The organism is Acidisarcina polymorpha, from assembly GCF_003330725.1.
Taxonomy (GTDB): domain Bacteria; phylum Acidobacteriota; class Terriglobia; order Terriglobales; family Acidobacteriaceae; genus Acidisarcina; species Acidisarcina polymorpha.
Genome location: NZ_CP030840.1, coordinates 3,941,222 through 3,959,797, shown reverse-complemented (window position 1 = coordinate 3,959,797; position 18,576 = coordinate 3,941,222). Strand labels below are relative to the sequence as shown.

12 protein-coding genes are annotated in these 18,576 nt (G+C 56.0%); 4 read left to right on the top strand and 8 right to left on the bottom strand.

Going from position 1 to position 18,576, the window contains the following annotated elements; all coding sequences use genetic code 11:
- Positions 1 to 72: 72 nt before the first annotated feature.
- From ACPOL_RS16760 to ACPOL_RS16740, 5 genes are all read right to left on the bottom strand, one after another.
- Positions 73 to 3,798, bottom strand: coding sequence for a TonB-dependent receptor (locus ACPOL_RS16760; protein ID WP_114208069.1), 3,726 nt, complete (start codon positions 3,796 to 3,798; stop codon positions 73 to 75).
- 328 nt (positions 3,799 to 4,126) lie between these two features.
- Positions 4,127 to 4,765 (bottom strand): response regulator, encoded by a 639-nt coding sequence (locus ACPOL_RS16755; protein WP_114208068.1) that lies wholly within the window; start codon positions 4,763 to 4,765, stop codon positions 4,127 to 4,129.
- Positions 4,722 to 6,932 (bottom strand): histidine kinase, encoded by a 2,211-nt coding sequence (locus ACPOL_RS16750; RefSeq protein ID WP_114208067.1) that lies wholly within the window; start codon positions 6,930 to 6,932, stop codon positions 4,722 to 4,724. The genes ACPOL_RS16755 and ACPOL_RS16750 overlap by 44 nt, the downstream gene beginning before the upstream one ends.
- Positions 6,929 to 7,924, bottom strand: coding sequence for a substrate-binding domain-containing protein (locus tag ACPOL_RS16745; protein ID WP_114208066.1), 996 nt, complete (start codon positions 7,922 to 7,924; stop codon positions 6,929 to 6,931). The genes ACPOL_RS16750 and ACPOL_RS16745 overlap by 4 nt, the downstream gene beginning before the upstream one ends.
- A 113-nt stretch (positions 7,925 to 8,037) precedes the next feature.
- The gene (locus ACPOL_RS16740; RefSeq protein ID WP_114208065.1) at positions 8,038 to 10,140 is read right to left on the bottom strand and encodes an alpha-L-arabinofuranosidase C-terminal domain-containing protein; all 2,103 of its coding nucleotides are present in this window, start codon (positions 10,138 to 10,140) and stop codon (positions 8,038 to 8,040) included.
- Between the two features lie 104 nt (positions 10,141 to 10,244).
- Between ACPOL_RS16740 and ACPOL_RS16735 the strand changes: the two genes are divergently transcribed.
- The 3 genes from ACPOL_RS16735 (at position 10,245) to ACPOL_RS16725 (ending at position 14,334) form a co-directional block, all read left to right on the top strand.
- Entirely contained in the window at positions 10,245 to 11,183 is a 939-nt protein-coding gene (locus tag ACPOL_RS16735) for a tetratricopeptide repeat protein (protein WP_114208064.1), read from the top strand.
- Positions 11,184 to 11,538: 355 nt separating this feature from the next.
- Positions 11,539 to 13,356, top strand: a complete 1,818-nt coding sequence (locus ACPOL_RS16730) for an ABC transporter ATP-binding protein (protein ID WP_114208063.1) — start codon at positions 11,539 to 11,541, stop codon at positions 13,354 to 13,356.
- Between the two features lie 156 nt (positions 13,357 to 13,512).
- Entirely contained in the window at positions 13,513 to 14,334 is an 822-nt protein-coding gene (locus ACPOL_RS16725; RefSeq protein WP_114208062.1) for a 3-keto-disaccharide hydrolase, read from the top strand.
- Between the two features lie 52 nt (positions 14,335 to 14,386).
- Here ACPOL_RS16725 and ACPOL_RS16720 read toward each other — a convergent pair whose 3' ends face one another.
- Genes ACPOL_RS16720 through ACPOL_RS16710 form a run of 3 tightly spaced genes read right to left on the bottom strand, consistent with a single transcriptional unit; the run spans position 14,387 to position 16,223 of the window.
- Positions 14,387 to 15,511: a nucleoside hydrolase gene (locus tag ACPOL_RS16720; RefSeq protein WP_114208061.1), complete on the bottom strand. Its 1,125-nt coding sequence runs from the start codon at positions 15,509 to 15,511 to the stop codon at positions 14,387 to 14,389.
- Between the two features lie 42 nt (positions 15,512 to 15,553).
- Positions 15,554 to 15,979 (bottom strand): PIN domain-containing protein, encoded by a 426-nt coding sequence (locus ACPOL_RS16715; RefSeq protein WP_114208060.1) that lies wholly within the window; start codon positions 15,977 to 15,979, stop codon positions 15,554 to 15,556.
- Complete coding sequence (locus tag ACPOL_RS16710; RefSeq protein WP_114208059.1) at positions 15,969 to 16,223, bottom strand: DUF6364 family protein; 255 nt, start codon at positions 16,221 to 16,223, stop codon at positions 15,969 to 15,971. The genes ACPOL_RS16715 and ACPOL_RS16710 overlap by 11 nt, the downstream gene beginning before the upstream one ends.
- Positions 16,224 to 16,384: 161 nt before the next feature.
- Between ACPOL_RS16710 and ACPOL_RS16705 the strand changes: the two genes are divergently transcribed.
- Positions 16,385 to 18,571: an OPT family oligopeptide transporter gene (locus tag ACPOL_RS16705; RefSeq protein ID WP_114208058.1), complete on the top strand. Its 2,187-nt coding sequence runs from the start codon at positions 16,385 to 16,387 to the stop codon at positions 18,569 to 18,571.
- Positions 18,572 to 18,576: the final 5 nt, after the last annotated feature.

The window sequence follows — 18,576 nt, the reverse complement described above, 5'->3', positions numbered from 1 at the left end:
ATCGGCTTCTTTCAGTATTTGAATGAGAGAGCAGGGCGGTCCTGCCGCCCCGCCCTAAGCATGCCAAACGCCTCAGAATGTAATGCGCCCCGTGATCTGGAGGTTCCTCGGGGTCGAGATCGTCGTTGTGGGAATGCCAAAGTTGCCGTCCGTCGGATTCAGGTCTCCGGGAAGCGCGAACTGGTGCCGGTTGAGCGCATTCAGGAACTCCGCCTTCAGCACAAAACTTACTCCTTCCTTAATCGGCGTGGTTTTGAGCAGACTGATATCTTCATTCAGATACGCCTGAGTACGCACCTCATCTGTAACGCGCGGGACATCACCGAAGCTCCACGGAGCAGTGCTATTGGGCGCTGACGCAGCCGCGTTCGGATCAAAGAAGGCGCTCTTGTTAAAGTAGTTGTTCTGTCCTGGGATCAGCGGATTCAAATGCCCGCTCTGGTAATTTGCGCTCTTCAAGGGCTGTCCGAACACGCGGCTATAGTAGATCGAGTTTTCGAAACCTGGTATCCCAGTTGCGCAGCAGAACGACACCGGCTGGCCTGACTCATAACGCTGGACCGATCCAATCTCCCATCCGCCAGCAACGACGCTTAGGAATCCGTGGTTAAGAAAAGGCTGCCCGGCCCCAAACGGCAACCGATATAGAGGCGCTAACACTACAGTGTTGCGGATATCTTGAGCACTGATCGCTTTGTCTTGACGGAGGTCGAACGGGTTCTGAACCTGGGACACTGATATGCCGTTGTTCGGCAGCGCGCTGTCGGCATCGGTCAGGTTCTTGGCGAATGTATACGAGAATTGGAGCGTTAACCCGTTGCGGTATCGCCTCGTTAGCGAGACGAGTAAGGCATTGTAAGTGGACATGCCTACATTTTGAAGGCAGCATCCGGTGTCGATGTAGTCATATTGAGGGAATGGCCGAAGCGCTCGCTGTACAGGAGCATTCGCTCCCCAAATAGTGGTGAAGCCCGGGAAAGGAGGAGTAACTCCCGCAGTGTTTGCAGTTACACTCTGGTTAAGCTGGCTGCTCAGTGCAAAATCAGCGATCGGGATGTTATTAATGTTCTGCACGTTAGAGCGAAGGTTTTGGGCCTTGTTGCCGAGATAGCCGATACTCAGGATAAGGTCCTCGGCCAGCTGCTGTTGCATCTGAAGGCTCCACTCATAGACGGCAGCCGGCTTGCCATCGCTCGGCGCGATGAAGGAGCCTGTCACCGCTTGTCCGTTGAATAATCCCGGATCGAGAGACGGCGGTTGAGGATAGGCAGGGTAGCCGCTATCGAGTTGGAAGGCCGGGGAGAATTCGTCCGCACTAGTGAAGCTTGGTGCTATTTTGTAGCCCTGGTTCATGCTCCCGCCAAAGTCGGAGAACTGTAACGGGCCATAAAAGATCGCTCCGCCGCCACGAAACACTGTCTTCCCATTGCTATTTGCCGGAGTGTAGGCAAAGCCGATGCGCGGCGCGATATCCTTGTAGTAGGTGTTTGCCCAACGAGTATTACAGTGGCATGTTGTCCCGAAGACCATCGCTCCGGGAACTCCGTATTCGGTATCGATAGCCGTAGGACTAAAGTTCGATGTCGCGTTGTGCGCCTCGGTACGCGGAACATCCACATCCCATCGAACGCCGAGATTCAGCGTAAGGTTGTTGTTGACTTTCAGATCGTCCTGAGCGAAAAGCGCATAGTAGTAGGACGTCCAGCGGGGCTTCTCAGCATACAACCCTGCTGCAAAGTTGCCGCCCGATGTCTGGCCGAGCAGCAAACTCGCGAAACTGTTGCCGTCGTTCTCTGAGTTCCCAAGATCGGACGACGTTTGAGGACGAGCGAAGTTCACCGCAGGACTTGGGTTGTTAATCGGCGAATACTGTTGTAGCCGATAATCAAATCCTATCTTGTAACTGTTACGTCCCTTTTCGATGCTGACGCTGTCATTGACCCGCCAGCCGTTGTCGACGTTATCGTCGTTTTGCCCGGGGTTACCCAGGTTGACAAGGTCGTCCCTGCCGTCGAAGGTGACCTGCGGGAAGTTGAGCGACGGTGGCGCATTTGCGATACCCAGCCGTTGAGCGTAGTCGATATTATTGAAAATCGGATAAGCGAAGTTCTTGCTATTTGTGCGATTGAACCCGAAATTGAGGTGATTGAGCACTGCAGGCTTGATGGCATAGTCCCATCCCGCGCGGCCTAGGTGAGTCTCGAAGTCCTGTTTCCACGTGTTCGGATCTTCCGGATATGGGAGCAACGGATTGCCACCAGAGGTCCGGTTGTTGTCGCGGGTGCTATAGGAGACGAAGATCTTGCTAGCTTCCGAGACGTTTGCGTCGACCCGCACAGTGTAGGTGGTATTGGTCAGCGGAATCGTACTCGGAAAGAAGAAGTTATTGAAGAGGGCTGTCGTAGTTGGCGCAGGAATGTAATTGAGCAGGCCTCCGGCAACTGCGCTAAAGCGGTTGACCGGCACGATATTACCTGGGAATGGAGAGCGGCACGGAGTTCCATTGACGGTTCTAGTCGTGGACGGGTCGAAGACTTCACCCGTGTATACGGGGGTGCCGTCACAGGGGTTTGTTCCGGATGGCGTAGGTGCCGGGGCTGCGGGATTGTATCTGTCGGTAAAGTCTCCACCCCGTTCTGCCAAGGTGGGTACCGTACTGATTTGAGTGGCTCCGAGTTTCTGCTGGAACTGCTCCCATGCGAAGAAGAAAAAGTATTTGTCTCCGCCATTGAAGACCTTAGGAATTTTCACCGGACCGCCGAAGCTGCCACCATAATCATTTTGTTTATCGCTCGGAGTCCGGAAATTAGCGGCGCACGCCGGAGTGGCTGCGGCTCCCACACAAGTGAGAGCGCGATTGCCGTTGTTGAACCAGGTGTTGGCATCCATGGCTTCGTTGCGGAAGATATCGAAGGCAGTGCCGTGGAACTCCTTCGTCCCCGATTTAGTTACGAAGCTCTCGATACCGCCGGTTGTGCGGCCATATTCCGCCTCAGGGATAGCAGTCGTAATTTTAAACTCCTGCAAGGCCTCAACAGAGGGTGCTTCCTCATCAAACGAGGAGCCGTTCTCACTGCGGGTTTGACTCGCCCCGTCCAGCAACACCTCGTTACCATATTCCTGTCCGCCGGATATCTTCGAAAGAAAGATACCGTTGTTGCTGTTGGCGGTTCCGGGACCAGTCGTTCCCGGGAGCAGGAATTCAAACGCTTCCGGCGAACGTAGGGCGCCCACACCACCCAGGGCAAGTGGCAACTCAACGATCTGCCTGGAATCAACGGTTCCGCCAACATCCGAGGATTGGGTTTCTATAGCGGGAGCAGACGCATCCACGTTCACGGTCGTCGATTCGCCGCCCGGCGCTAAGGTCAAGTTCAAAGCCGAGACGCTGCCAATCGTTACTAACACTCCGTGCTGCACCTGTGTGCCAAAGCCATTCGCCGTGGCGGTGACGTCGTAGGTCCCAAGCGGAAGCTCAGGGAACCTGTAGGATCCCGCAGAGGTCGAGGTTGTTTCAAGGGACGCACCGGTCCCGCTATTCACAACGGTAATCTTCGCTCCAACAATCACCGCCCCGCTCGGATCCAACACATTTCCGGCAAGTGAGCCTCGAACGCTCTGTGCTTTTAATAGTGGGGAGAGGAACAATACGGAGGTGATCACAGCCAGGCCGGCACAGGATGATGCCAGCAACAACGATGGACGAATCCAGGCTCTACTTGCCAGGTACTCAACGCCTGGTACCTTCAAGATTCTTTTTAGAACTTGCGCCGTACTATTCAGACCTTTGAATGTCATTACTGCCTCCCGGCTAAAGTGTTGCTTTTTCTTATCTGGTAGTGCTTTCTCTTCTTTGGTATCGCTCGTCTTCTCTTTGCCGCCCTACGGAAGAATTTGGATGCGCTCTTGAGCAACCCCGTAGTCAGTCGGAATGGTTCCTTTTGACCTCACTGAATGGCCTTTTATGTAATCGCTTCCAGCCTCATGAGCACCAGCACCGACTCTGCCAGTCGAGAGCCTAGTCCTTCTGGCAAAGAGTTGGGAAGGTGTCCGATGCACTATTGCGGCATGGTGTATATGAACTAGGGCAGCGACCGGTGATGGATGGATCGTAGATCTTGCGCGCTTAGTCGGAGACGTCGATGAGGCCTTGCTGTATCGCGATCGATACCGCCTCGGTCCTATCTGCGACTTCAAGCTTCTCGATGATGCTGTTCACGTGGTTGCGAGCAGTGTTTCCGCTAATCTGGAAGACCGTTCCGATCTGCTTATTCGTCAGGCCTTTCGCCAGCATTTGCAGTATTTCGAGTTCTCTAGCGGTGAGAGCAGGGCGCGACATGCGCTGCGCGAGGCGTGATGCAATCCTCGGGGGAATATGCCTCTTACCTTCTGCAACTGCGCGTATCGCCACGATCATCTCGTTTTGCATCGTGCTTTTAAGCAAGTAACCATGCGCCCCCGCCTGCACTGCACGATAGACATCTTCATCCGTTTCGAAGCTCGTGAGCACGAGGACTCGAGGCGGAGAGACTATCCGTTGTAACTCTCGAAGAATGTCAAATCCATTCATTCCTGGCATACGCAGATCGAGAAGCAGGACGTCAGGATTGAATTGCTGCGTCAATTGAAGGGCCTCTTCACCAGTCGATGCTGCGCCAACCACATCGAAGCTTTCCTGCGTCGTCAGCATACTGGTGAGGCCGGTGCGAACTACCGGGTGGTCATCGACGATAAGAATACGAATTCTGCTTGGGTGCTTTTCCATTCGATAGGCCCTTCCGGGAGTCACGGAGAAAAAGTCGATTAGCCTTCAGCCAGGTAAGCCTGGGAGGAAGCGGCGCCACAATCTCTATCCGAGTTCCCTGTCCCGCTCCAGTAAAAAGATGAAAAACACCTGAAATCCCCTGCGCCCGCTTCCGAATCCCCGTGAGCCCGAATCCACGCAAGTCACCCGTCTGGTCGAAGCCGATTCCATTGTCCTCGATGACCATGGTGATGGTGGTCGCAGCGTAATCGAAAGATATTTGTAACAGACTTGGATTGCCATGGCGCAAGGAGTTTGAAATAGCCTCTTGTCCGATGCGGAAAAGAGCGTCTTTTACCGCATATGGCGTAGCTGTATCTTCGCCTGTGACACGCAACTGCACGCTGATTGTGCCGTGTTCGACCATCCTACTGGCAAAGTTATGAAGGGCCGAGTGCAACGTCTCCAACTCTAAGAACTCACGCCGCAGGGTGGACAGACTGCGGGTCGCTTCTTCGTGGCTATGACGCACCAGTTCGCAAGCGAGATCCAATTGCTGGTTAATATTTGGCAGAGTTAATGGGACGTTGTTGCTGATCGCCTGCAGCTGAAATCCGATCCCCACGAAGCTTTGGGCCAACGTGTCGTGCATCTCATGAGCAATGCGCTCTCGCTCATCCACGATGGCGCGCAGGCGCCAGTGCCGCGCATGCAGATAGAGCAAGTATGCTAGCAAGCTCAAAGTGATGGCAATCAGGCCCGAAATGGCGAGATTGCGCACGCTCCACCACGGCGGACCCGCCAACACCTCCACATCATCGCTCGATGCAACGAGCAGCACGAAAGGTGTGAGGTTGTGAGTAAACTGTGGGTCCACAACGCACACACCACGAAGCCTGATCAGGCTTCCTTTTGTCATGTTTCTGAGAATCGTGTTGCCGCGAGTTAAATTGACGATCGCATTGAATGACTGACCGCTGGACGAGATCGCGAGTGAGGTCGTTTTGTCTTGTCCGGCGGTCTGCCCAGCAAGACTGCCGTCGACCTCAATAAACCTGGAATCGAATGCCCCGGTAGCCGCCTGAGTCGGAGTGACGGCTAATGGCGCGGCGGGCGCATGCGCCCACAAGAGTCGCAATCGCGCATGCCGAATGATACAGCTGAAATCGTGCACCTCAACTTGGCCGGTCACCTCAACCTCATCGCCGACCTTCAATCTTGTCTCGGCAGCAGGCATAACGGCTACGCCGCCGGTGGCATCTTGTACGTAGATTCGCGGCGAATTCAAGATGACCGTGCCCCTGACCATAGCGGTCCTGTTTTCTGTCCTTACTGAACGGAGGCCTCCTATGGTTTCCACAGGGAGAGATCGCTCGCTGATACCCGGCACATTCGAGCTAATCATATCTCGATCATGCGGATCAAACCCGGACTCCCGTTGGCTCATGGTGACTGGATCGTCGATTGCATAGGGGAGTAACACTGGTACTGCGGAGCTGGCTGGTGAAGATACCTGCGGATCCGATCCAGTCAGAGCCTGCACCACAAGGCCCTTCCACACACCACCCGATGAATGAGAACGAAGACCGACCCGGCCTTTCATAATGCAGTTGGGATCATTGAATGAGAGGGTCTGGATTGGACCAAGCGGTACTTCGTTGGCATACCCGGTAATTCGGCATCCGTTCACTACGGCTTTCAAGTGATACCACTGAAACGCGTGCACACCGCCGGGCATGGATCGTGTGGCGAGTTCGATCCATCCGTAGTCAGCGCGACCAATGACCAGGCTGCCATCGTTGCTGCGAAGTCCAACATAGTATCCCCGATAGGAATCCACGCCGGGCTCTTCGTCACTCGAGCGAAGGATGAGTCCCGCATCTCCTTGTTTCCCCAACAACTCGAGGTCCGAGGTAAAAGAATAGTCTTTCCAGTAGGGAGATCCGGTCATCAGTTTGGCGCCACGCTCATCGGAGTCATTACGCATAGCCCCTTCGGAGATTTGCCAGGTGCCCCCAAACGCACTCCATTCATTGGCATCGGCTGAGGCGAACGCATCCCGGTACGGCAGCCCTCGGACGGCTCGGCCGCGCAAATATACCGCCGATAGGATTGCGGGGACGATGACCGCCGCGAGTGCGAGAGTGATCAGGAGAGTACGCTTTCGAAGCGCGCCCGAGACCGTCATCGCGATCCGCTCCAATCCATTGTGAGCATCTGCTGAACTTCTGCGGTGTTCAGATTTTCACGCGTAACCAGTTTTGGGGGCAATTTGACTTCGGCTGGAACCGCTTCTCCGCGGCGTTGTGCGGCTATCTGCTGCACCGCGCGATATCCCATCTGGTATGTGTTTTCAACGATGATCGAGTCGATCTGCCCGGTTGTTAGCGGGGGTACCAACTCTTGTTCGCAGGCCACCAGCTTAACCTTTCCAAAAAGACGCTCGTTCTGCAATGCCAGAAAGGCCCCGCGTGTTGCCGACGAATTCAGGGCCAGGATTGCACTTAAATGAGGATTCTTCGCGAGGACATCTTCAGCGATCTCTTGTGCCTGGGCAATGTTAAACCCGCCCGCGCGCTCGTCAACTACTTTGATGCGTGGAAAGCCAACTCGCAGGTCTCTTTCAAAGGCATTCGCCCGAAGAACAATACCGGTGACATCGGGGTCAATCCCGGTAACCGCTACGGTGCCTTCACTCTTGAGAATCATGCCGACGCGTGCCGCGGCAATCCGACCGGTCTCGTCTTCGTCATTCAAAATATAGGAGAGCTTTCCGCCAGGTGGAATGGCAAGCGGAGAACTGATGACAACGGTAGGTATCCCTTGCGCGACGATGTCGCGGATCGGAACCATGAGCGCGAGAGCCTGATCGGGGGCCAGGATCAGCCCCTGTGCTCCATTGTGAATGGCGTGTTTGATGATTGCGATTTGTTTTTCGACATCATCTTCACTGGTTGGTGCATTCCAGTAGATCGCGTAGCCGGTCTTTCTGGCCGCGGCGACGGCACCAGCATGTTCCGACTCCCAAAGCATAAGGGCGGTCGTTCGAGGGATGACGGCAATGACGGGCTTGCTGGCTGAGTGGCAACTCATGCCAGCAAAGACGGTAAGGATTGCGGCCCAAAGCGTCCTCGACGCTTTTTGATGTCGAGATTTGCCAGCAACATCGATCTTGTCCACAGATGCTCCAGCAAGAAGTCTTTCACGGCCAACAATTTCTTCGACAGTGATTCCCGCAGAGCGGCCACGCGTCAACCTGCCGCATCTGCTACGACCCTGCTCGTTAAGCTCGCCTACCGATTTCTGCGAACAAGCCGAATCACCACCACTCCTGCCCGCGGAAACACATGCTCAAAACTGGATCCCACGCTGATTTGATCGGCGACCGCTTTCACCGCTTCTGGCTCCATTTCGTCATTCTCGGTATAGATGCTCGGCGCCGCGATCGTCTTTATTTCTGCCAAAGGACGAGGTGTGAAACCATCAACTTGGATCGTCGCACGGTAGTCGCGAGTCAGATTTCGATTCACACAGAACAGAATCAATTCGTCCGGTGTTTGCCCTTCGGCCGCCACGACTTCAAGCCATGGGACATGTTCGATATGGGGCAGCCGAGTCACACCGTGATCGACCGTGTATTGTGGAGCATCGCTGTCGGTCGGTACCAGACGGCTCGGCTTTTCTTCCGCGTAGGAACGAAGCACCCAGTATCCCGGGGCTCCATACACCTGCTCGCGCTTCTTCCATATGCCTCCGAATTCGAGAATACCGGTCATATCCGAGATCGGAACGATGTCGGCGTTCCTCATCAGCATATTGAGAAAGCCCGCAGTATCGATCGCTCCGCCCATGTTACGAAATCCAGGTGCGGGATGATCGGCGGCGACGAAGAGCCACTCAGTAAATGCGATTTGGGCATCCTTGTGATTCGATTGCTGAATTTGCTCTGTCATCTCTTTCATTCGGCGCTCCAAACCGATTGGCAGCGCAAACGCCGAAAGCGCAACGAAATCATTCGACGGGTTGCTCATCTGCACCTGGTCGTCGGTGACGACAAAGTGGGTCGAGAGGTACTGAAATGTAGCCGGAGGTGTTCCCAGTTGGACCGCATTCCAATCGTGGTAGAAATCCTCATCGGCGCCGGTAGCAATCAGGCGCGCCGTCGGATCCACCTTGCGGATGGCTGCGCTGAAAGCCTCAGTACGCGTTCCGATCTGATCCCGGGTGGGATAGCCCATGTTCCAGCTACCCCATAATTCATTCCCGAGTTCCCATAGCAGCCCACCCTGCTTGTTCCCCCAGCGGGCATTGACGTACTTCACCCAATCGCCCGCTTCTTGAGGCATACCGGAACCAAGATTGAGCGCCACCTGTGGTTGAGCTCCGATCAACTCGCAAAATCGCAGGAACTCTTCAGTTCCAAAGGTGTTGTATTCCGGAATATTCCACGCAAGGTTCGATTGGCTGCTACGTTGATCGGCTGGCCCGATACCGTTCTTCCAGTGGTAAGAGGAAGTGAAATTGCCTCCATAGCGCACAAGCGGCGTGTGGAGGTCCTTAGCCAACTTCAGCACCTCCGCGTCCATGCCGTCGACATTATCGGCTGGCATCAGCGAGAGCTGGTCGATGAAAGCGCGCGAATCATCCCGCACCGCAACGACGAAGTCGGCCGGCTGAAGCGCATCGACTTGACCTAGCTTAATCGTCAATTCGAAAGAATACTTTGTCCAAACTTCCTTGTTTGCTTCGATCGTGGCGTCCGCCAAAACCTGCTGGGGATCGTTCCGTCTGCGGATCGAGATGTACACCTGCGCCGCACCCGATTGGTGCTTGATGAAAAGACTGCCTCGATACGCAAGCGTTCTGTGCACTGGCAGATAAATTCGTTGACGAATGCCCACCTCAGCCTGAGGCAGGCCCATCACGAGCAGGGACTGTGAAGAATTTGCCGCATCGCCACGTTCCGGTTCATATCGATTTCCTTGCCGGGCATCCAACGGCTCCCAGGGAAGAGGGAGATCAAGCTGCGAGGCGCGCTCCAACTCTGGACGCTCTTGAACCATTTTGACGATAGCGCCAGCACTCCACAGGCCTTCTTCGAAGCTGGGATTTTCTAGTAATTCAGCCCACAGTCCCCCATAAGTGGATCGGCCAATTGGTTCGAGGAAGCTGCCGAAAATTGTATTCGGGATGACATCTCGATGCACCTGGTCGGCGTGGACGCGAATGTGGATCGGCCGATCGGTTGGGCCATGATCTTCATCGATGACTTGACCGGATGCCATAGGCAAAGAGAGCCATGAAACGGCGGTGGCGAAGAGGCCCGCGCGCTTGAATCGAAGAAGCAGCTTCACATATAACTCCGGCTTGGGATTCCGAATCTGGCAATAGCCCATGGATTATAGAAGAGTCCTCCCACCCCATTGCCGTTCCAATCGAACTACGCGGACTAAAACTTCCCTGACGCTTTCGTCTCTCCTGGAATCTAGAATAGGGATCCATGTGGGTATTTCGCCTTAGCCTGCTGTGCGTGATGACCTTCGCTGTGCTCACCCTGACGGGGGTGGCGCCAGGACGCGCACAGGTGCAATGGAAAGCGGATGATGCGACGCTGCTGCAGGCAAACGACGCCATCGAGCGGAAACAATGGCCCGAGGCCGAGCGCCTGGTCCGCACCTATCTGGGGAACCATGCGACATCCGCGCAAGCGCACTATCTGTTGGCGTTCACCCTATTCCGTGAAGATCGTCCGAAAGAGTCTTTGGCCGAATACACGAATGCGGCGCGGCTGCAGAATCCGTCAGCCCTCGATCTCCGCTGGGTCGCTCTGGACTACGTCCTACTCCACGCCTATACCGATGCTCACACCTGGATGGTCAAGTCTCTCGAGTTGAACCCCAACGACGGCGAATCCTGGTACAGTCTCGGACGCATTCAGTACACCGAGAACCGTTTCGCAGAAGCAATTACAAGCTTTAACAAGGCGCTGGTCCTGATGCCGCAATCGGTGAAAGCAGAAGACAATCTCGGGCTCGCCTATGAAGGTTTGAATCAGCCGAAGGAGGCCATGGCGGCTTATCGGCAAGCCATCGCGTGGCAGAAGGATAAACCGGACCACAGCGAACAGCCGCTGCTCAACCTTGGAGTTCTTTTGCTGGATGACAACAAGCCTGATGAAGCGCTCCCCCTCCTCCAGGAAGCCGAATCGCTGTCCCCTAAAAACAGCAAGATCCACGCAGCGCTCGGGCGTCTCTATCGTGCGAAAGACGACTTGGCTCGCGCACAAACGGAATTTGAACAAGCGGTTGCTCTCGATCCTGATTCCGCCGGATTGCACTTTCAACTTGGACAGGTCTATCGCAAAGAGGGCCTCGCGACCCTAGCAGCCACCGAATTTCAAAAGGTGTCCAGCCTGGGTGGTACTCACTCCTCTGAGTGATAAAAAGAAGGCTGATCAAATCGACGCGCGCCGTACCGCTGGGCCCCTCGCTCTCTTGCACGTTGAAAAATTCGGAAAGTTTGATACACTTTTCTCACTCACTTTGCCGAAAGGAAGCTCCGATGAAGAATCACCCGATTAGCTCTCGCGATCCACGAACCCATCGGTCCGACTTCCTGCCAGGCGCCAAGCTCAGCTAGCTCACTTCGCTCCGGGGTTGCAGGTCTCGGGACCCACCCTCTGGATCTCCTGCGGCAGTGTACCTGTCTGGCAAGATATCGCGAATGCGCGGCAAACGGCCTTGATCGCCAAGCGATCTCCTTGGCCTTTCACCTGAATTGAGCGTGAGTAATTCATGAGAAAAACATCGAGAAAGAATGCGTTTCGTGAGGTCCTGGCTTTCCTGTTCCGCCACTGGCGGCGGGAGGCGATGGTCGTCTCCGGAGTCGCTCTTAGTATGACCGTGGCGACGGTCGCCGATTTGTTCTTGCCCGTCTTTTCGGGGAGATTGGTTGATGCCATTGCAGCATCCGGCGGAGTACGCGAGCAGGCGCTCCCCATTGCAACGCAGGCGATTGCAATGATGGCCCTCTTGGGCGCAGTCCTGATGGCGGCACGGCATGGAGCTATGCTCGGCATCGTCCGGTTGACCGTCCGGCTCATGTCCCGCATTTCCAGTGATGCCTTCTGGCGGGTCCAGCGTTTTTCCACTGATTGGCATGCGAATAATTTTGCCGGCTCCATTGTGCGCCGCATTACCCGTGGCATGTGGGCGGTCGACTTGATGGACGATACTCTGTTGCTGGCGCTCCTGCCTGCCTTGCTGGTGCTTGCCGGATCCTCCTTGTTGCTGGGACTTCACTGGCCGATCATGGGTCTGATCGTCGCTCTAGGAGCAACACTCTACGTCGGCGTCTCGGTCGCGTTATCGCTCGGCTATGTGGCTCCCGCAGCACGTCTATCCAATGCGCAAGATACGCATGTCGGCGGCGCTATGGCGGATGCCATCACCTGCAACGCCGTAGTCAAGGCATTCGGCGCGGAGAAACGGGAAGATCAGCGCCTGTTGCAATTCTTGAATAAGTGGGCAAGCCGCACCTCTCGCACATGGGTCTATGGCACTCGCAGCGGCAGCCTGCAAACGACCGTATTACTCGTCTTCCGAACGCTCGTTACCTCCTATGCCCTATGGCTGTGGTGGCGTGGTCGAGCCACTCCGGGCGATGTGACCTTTGTGCTCACAAGCTACTTCATTGTGCACGGATACCTGCGGGACATCGGGCAGCACGTCGCTAATCTCCAACGCAGCGTCAATGAGATGGAAGAGATGGTGCAATTTCACTCGCAATCGCTAGGGATCGTCGATCGCGCCGGCGCCCCGGCGATTGCCGTGAAGAAGGGGGAGATCGCCTTCGAGCGCGTCACCTTTCAATATGAAGCTCATGCCACACCGCTCTTCCGAGACCTTTCTCTCTCTATAGAGGCGGGCGAACGGGTTGGGCTTGTAGGACACTCCGGCTCCGGCAAGACAACTTTCGTGAAGCTCTTGCATCGTCTCTACGACGTCTCCGGCGGTCCGATTTTGGTCGACGGTCAGGATATTTCCCGAGTAGCTCAGGACTCCCTCCGGGCCCAGTTGGCGCTCGTTCCTCAAGAGCCCATTCTGTTCCATCGTTCTCTCGCGGAAAACATCGCCTACGGGGATCCGGACGCTGCCTTGCATGAGATCGAACAGGCAGCCCGGCTTGCGAATGCTCATGACTTTATCCTCCGCCAGCCGAAGGGCTACGGAACCCTCGTAGGGGAGCGGGGCGTCAAGCTTTCCGGAGGTGAGCGTCAGCGTGTGGCCCTGGCGCGGGCCTTTCTGGCAAACACCCCCGTCCTGGTGCTCGACGAGGCCACCTCAAGTCTCGACTCAGAATCAGAAGCGCTGATTCAAGACGCCATGGAGCGGCTGATCGTCGGCCGAACGGCCATTGTCATCGCTCACCGGTTATCAACGGTGCGGATGATGGATCGCATACTGGTATTCGATCGCGGCAAAATCATTGAGGAGGGAGCCCACGACGAGCTCGTGCTGAGACCGGGAGGCGCTTACAAACGCCTCTTCGAAAGACAGGCTATGGGGTTCATTGTTGATGACGAGCGCGACTCAGTTTCGTTGAATGCCTAGGAAGAAACCCTTTGAAGATGGAGATTCGACTTCATCTTCAAAGGGAATCATGCTGTGAATCGCGGTTCATGGCCGTGCAAGCCGTGGGGAGACTTTGCATCGCTAACTGTACCCTTGCCGGAATGCGGCCGGTTGGGTGTATTCTCATTGCAAATCATGAGCATCCACTTTTCGAAGTCTCTCGCGTTCGCAACACTGATGGCCATCGTCGCTCCCCTGGTTGCGCAGCAACCGAACGCGCAACAACCTGGAACCGCAACAACCCCTGCGATGAAGCACCAAGATACGGAAGTCTATGAACCAGTCCCCCCAGTGGTTACGCCGGGCGTTACCGATTCGGCGCCTCCATCGGACGCAATCATCCTTTTCGACGGCAAGAATCTTGATGAGTGGGTCTCGAACCGGGACAAATCGCCGGCGAAATGGACTGTCTCCGACGGAATCCTGACGGTGAGCAAGGCGCCGGGTTCCGGCAACATCGAAACCAAGCGGACGTTCAAGAATTACCAGCTCCATATCGAATGGCGAATTCCAGAGAATATCACCGGCAGCGATCAGGCACGTGGCAATAGCGGCGTTTTTCTCGCCTCTACCGGGCCGGGAGATGCGGGATACGAACTGCAGATCCTCGATTCGTACAACAACAAGACCTATGTGAACGGTCAGGCCGGCAGCATCTATAAGCAAGGCATTCCGCTCGCGAACCCAAATCGCAAGCCCGGGGAGTGGCAGACCTACAACGTGGTGTGGACTGCGCCGACATTCAACGACGACGGCTCTTTAAAGACTCCAGCCTACGTCACCGTCTTCTTCAACGGTGTGCTGGTGCAGAATCACTTCGAGCTTAAAGGGGAGACACTTTTTATCGGCAAGCCCTTCTACAAGAAGTACGACACCGCGCCGATCAAGCTACAAGCTCACGGAGACAAAAGCGAACCGATCAGCTTCCGGAATATCTGGGTCAGAGAACTGAACTAGGTCTCTCCGAGTGCAGAGCCGAAGTCCAGCTTCCCCGACTTCATCGGAGAGCTTACTTCGGTGCAGGCGTCGACATCAATTCCACGAACATCTTGGTAAACTTCGGCAAGTCCAGGTCGACTTGAGCGTGAACCAGGCGTACGCCCGTCTGCGGCTTCAGCGCCTCGGTCCAGGTCAAAGTGTCTCCATAGTCGGGTCCGTGGCTCAAGTCGACGTCCATGTAGACGAGGTTTTCTTTGGTGACGATCGATGGATCGAGCCACGCGCAGGCGGCGAGTTCGTCCCAAAGATAGTAACGGTCCTGCGAGTATTTCGCGATGTATTGAGCTGTGGGGGTGGGTGACTTGGCAATGGCGTCAAGCATGGCTTGGGTGAACATTGCCTTGATCGAGATATCGACGGTGGTGACATCGATGCGCGGCCATGCGGCGCGGAGCGTAATATGGGCCGCCTCGGGATCGAACCAGAAGTTAAACTCATGCCGTGGGCTGGTGGCAAATTCTGGGTCTTGAGACTGCGGATTGAGGCTGCCGCCCATGAGAACGATGCCTTCAGTGAGTTCCGCAAAGTGCGGGTCGATCGAGAGGGCCAGAGCTATGTTCGTAAGCGGGCCGGCAGCATAGATGGTCACCTGGTGGGGGTGCGCATGGACCTGGCGAATCAGGAAGTGAACGGCGTCTTCGTCAAGCGGCTTGCTGTGGGGTACGCCTTCCGGCATGACCGGGACAAAATAAGGATCATTGGGGTTTGATTTCGGAATCGTAGGGTGGTCGACCGTAGTAGGAACGGCGCCACTTGAAGTCTCAAGCAACGTTGTAGGGCCCTGTCCCCAGGCGCCCAGCCAGACCACCTTGCCGTAGAGGGCGGAGGCAAGACGCGTCTCCTGCTCGGTCCGAACCAGGGGGAAGACAGCCCCGGGAACAACGGGGACATCGGTGCGGCCAACCAGTTCCAACATGCGCAGCGTATGCTGCACCTCCTCATCGCGCCAAGCGTTGCCAGTGACCATGGTGATGCCGAGCACTTCGACTTTGGGCGATTGCAGGAAGACCATTATGGACATCTGGTTCGAGCCGCCAGGCCCCGAACCGTCCTGGTCAAGGAGCACCAGGCGCTTTTGAGCCAGTGCGAGGTGGGCGGCCGCTAGGACAAAAAATAGGGTGAAAATCGATTTCATGGATGGGGTAATTCTTGCACACGGCGCTAGATTGGTGGAGCGTTATCCCATCTGGGAGAAGGGATTCTCAATCACTATGCCTGCTACCTTCTGTCCTGTGTTCAGATCTTCTGACAGAATGCGGCTGGCCCCGATCTTTTGTGCGGACGAGAGAATGAGCGCGTCCCAGAAACTGATCTTCGCCTCATCTTCTATGCGGAAAGCTGCCACTATGTCGGTAGGAGTTATATCGACGCTCCAGCTCGAGTAGAGTTCCACAGCCCGTCGAGCAGCAGTTCGCGACAGCCGAGAAGTCAGCTTCCTGGTCACCGATACATAGAACTCTTGCAGGACTTGGGTGCTGAGGCGTCCCTCCCGGCTTCGCCAGAGTTCTGTCAGGACATCGATGGCCCTTTCCTGCTTGCTTCCTGCGTCTACATCGTACGCATACACCAAAAGGTTGGTGTCGACAAAGGTCTTAGCGCTCATGCAATGAATTCCGATTCATCTTGTGCTTGCCGCCCAGGTGGAACCCCTTTTTCATCGAAGCCAGCGCTTCCCGCGTAGCCTGTTCATAGGCGTCATCCTCGCCGACCAGGGATTCGATCTGCTCTGCCACCAGCTTGCTGATAGACGTAGAACGGCGAGCAGCCAGGACCTTCACCTTCTGGATGGTGCCCTTTGCGAGCTTGATCGTCAGGTTTTGCCTGCTATCTGCACCGAGGATTGCCATTGTTTACCTAGCACGTGCGCCACGTGCTACACGTATTATCGTGCTAGTGTACCCCGCCAAGCAAGGATGAGCGACGGACATGGCACTTCTTCGAGCAAGAGCCCTCCACATCGCTGACGACTTCCTCTAATATGAAGCTTCTCTACCATGGAGGTTCCTGAATGCCCGAACGCCCCGCAGCCTTCGAACCCTTTATTCCGGCCAGCGAAACGCGGCCGGAATTTACCTTTCGCGCGATCCTGCTGGGCTCGCTCTTCGGTATCCTCTTTGGCGCTGTGACCGTGTATGTCGGCTTGCGGGCCGGGTTGACGGTGGCTGCTTCCATCCCCATATCCGTGCTCTCGATCAGCGTGCTGCGAGCCCTGGGCCGGGCTTCGATCCTGGAAAACAATATCGTCCAGACCACCGGCAATGCCGGCCAATCGATCGCCTCCGGCGTGATCTTTACCCTGCCGGCGCTGGTCTTTCTGGGCTTCGATCTGGAATATTCGCGCATCTTCTTGCTGGCTCTGATCGGCGGCTGGCTGGGTGTGCTATTCATGATCCCGCTGCGGCGACAGTTGATCGTCGAGGAGCATGGACACCTTACTTACCCGGAAGGCACAGCGTGCGCCGATGTGTTGCTTGCGGGCGAGCGTGGCGGCTCTTTTGCCGGCCGCGTCTTCCTCGGGCTGGGACTCGGCGGCATCTACACGCTTTTTCAGAACGAAAATCTGCTCGGGGCGTGGCCCGGCACTCCGGACTGGCAGCCGGACTTTGGGCCGCAGCACGTTATGAAGGGTGCTGCCATCCGCGCCGATGCCACTCCTGAATACCTGGGCGTCGGCTACATCATCGGACCGCGAGTGGCGGGCGTGATCTTCGCAGGCGGCGTCTTTTCTTGGCTGGTGCTGATGCCCGCGATTTACTTCTTCGGGTCGCACTATACACTGCCCCTCTACCCGGCGACGAAGCCGATTGCAGCGATGTCCCCTAGTGAACTCTGGTCGACTTATATCAGGCCGATGGGTGCCGGCGCCGTAGCTGCGGCAGGCTTGATCACTCTGCTGAAGACGCTGCCGACCATCTTCAATGCGCTGCGCTCAGGATTGAAGACCATGAGGAGCAAGGCTGGCAAGACGGCCGCCTTGCGTACCGAAGATGATTTGCCGATGAGCGTTGTGGTTGGCGGTTCCGCGCTCCTGGTATTGATCATGTTTCTCTTCCTTACCTTCAAGCCGGTACCGGGAGCACAGGTTGGTTTGCTCGCGAATCTTGCCGCCTCCTTGCTGGTAGTGATCTTTGGATTTCTATTTGTTACCGTCTCGTCGCGGATCGTAGGGCTGATCGGCAGCTCCGCAAGTCCGGTTTCGGGTATGACGATCGCCACGCTGATGGCCACCTCGGCGATCTTCCTGGTAAAAGGTTGGACGGCCCCCGCATTTGGCGCACTCGCGATCACCATAGGCGGGGTGGTATGCATCGCCGCATCGAACTCTGGCGACACCTCGCAAGACTTGAAGACGGGGTTTCTTATTGGCGCAACTCCCTGGAAGCAACAAGTCGCCCTGATGATCGGCGTGGTCGTCTCCACCGTTGTCATCGGCCTTACACTGAACGCGATGAATAAAGGACTGGAGGAGTTTCATGCGACCTCACAAGCATGGAACCTCAACGCGAGCCATTCGGGAGTGCGGGACCAGGGGACCTTCACCCGCAGGTCTTTTCGCATTGCCGGAAGCAGTTCCTCGGCCGCACTGCAAGGCAGCAACTATGTCTTACTGAACGCGTTAGGCTCTCCAGAGTTAGCCGACGGTAAGTACCTCTACAATCCGGCAACCGGCAGAATTGAAGTGCAGTGGGTGCAAGGCATCGGCAGTGAAAAGGCCGCGGCCCCGCAGGCGCGGTTGATGGCTACAGTGATCAACGGCATTCTCACTCGAAAACTACCTTGGGGGCTGGTCCTCCTTGGGGTCTTTCTGGTGATCGTAGTCGAACTGCTGGGCATTCGTTCACTATCGTTTGCGGTAGGCGCTTATCTCTCCATCGCCACCACATTGGCAATCTTCGTCGGTGGGATCGTCCGCTGGATGGTCGATCGCGCCGTCGCTAAGGCTGGAGGCGGAAGTACCGAGAGTGAAATCAGCCCGGGTTCACTCTACGCGAGCGGCCTTATTGCCGCTGGCGGAATCGTCGGCCTCTTAGGTGTCGCCTTGAAACTCTATGAAGCTGCCACCGGACATACGGACATATTGAAGTTCCCGAAAACCTTCCTCTTTCATGATTGGGTGTCTGTGATCATGTTCGTGATGCTGGCTTTTTCGCTGTACTACTTCGCGAAAAAGCCGTTGAACGACAGCGAATCCTGATTCCA

Excerpts from the sequence above, each read along its gene's own strand:
- ACPOL_RS16725 (WP_114208062.1), top strand. The coding sequence starts at position 13,513 with ATGAGCATCCACTTTTCGAAGTCTCTCGCGTTCGCAACACTGATGGCC.
- ACPOL_RS16735 (WP_114208064.1), top strand. The coding sequence starts at position 10,245 with ATGTGGGTATTTCGCCTTAGCCTGCTGTGCGTGATGACCTTCGCTGTG.
- ACPOL_RS16715 (WP_114208060.1), bottom strand. The coding sequence starts at position 15,979 with ATGAGCGCTAAGACCTTTGTCGACACCAACCTTTTGGTGTATGCGTAC.
- ACPOL_RS16760 (WP_114208069.1), bottom strand. The coding sequence starts at position 3,798 with ATGACATTCAAAGGTCTGAATAGTACGGCGCAAGTTCTAAAAAGAATC.
- ACPOL_RS16710 (WP_114208059.1), bottom strand. The coding sequence starts at position 16,223 with ATGGCAATCCTCGGTGCAGATAGCAGGCAAAACCTGACGATCAAGCTC.
- ACPOL_RS16705 (WP_114208058.1), top strand. The coding sequence starts at position 16,385 with ATGCCCGAACGCCCCGCAGCCTTCGAACCCTTTATTCCGGCCAGCGAA.
- ACPOL_RS16755 (WP_114208068.1), bottom strand. The coding sequence starts at position 4,765 with ATGGAAAAGCACCCAAGCAGAATTCGTATTCTTATCGTCGATGACCAC.
- ACPOL_RS16720 (WP_114208061.1), bottom strand. The coding sequence starts at position 15,511 with ATGAAATCGATTTTCACCCTATTTTTTGTCCTAGCGGCCGCCCACCTC.
- ACPOL_RS16740 (WP_114208065.1), bottom strand. The coding sequence starts at position 10,140 with ATGGGCTATTGCCAGATTCGGAATCCCAAGCCGGAGTTATATGTGAAG.
- ACPOL_RS16750 (WP_114208067.1), bottom strand. The coding sequence starts at position 6,932 with ATGACGGTCTCGGGCGCGCTTCGAAAGCGTACTCTCCTGATCACTCTC.
- ACPOL_RS16730 (WP_114208063.1), top strand. The coding sequence starts at position 11,539 with ATGAGAAAAACATCGAGAAAGAATGCGTTTCGTGAGGTCCTGGCTTTC.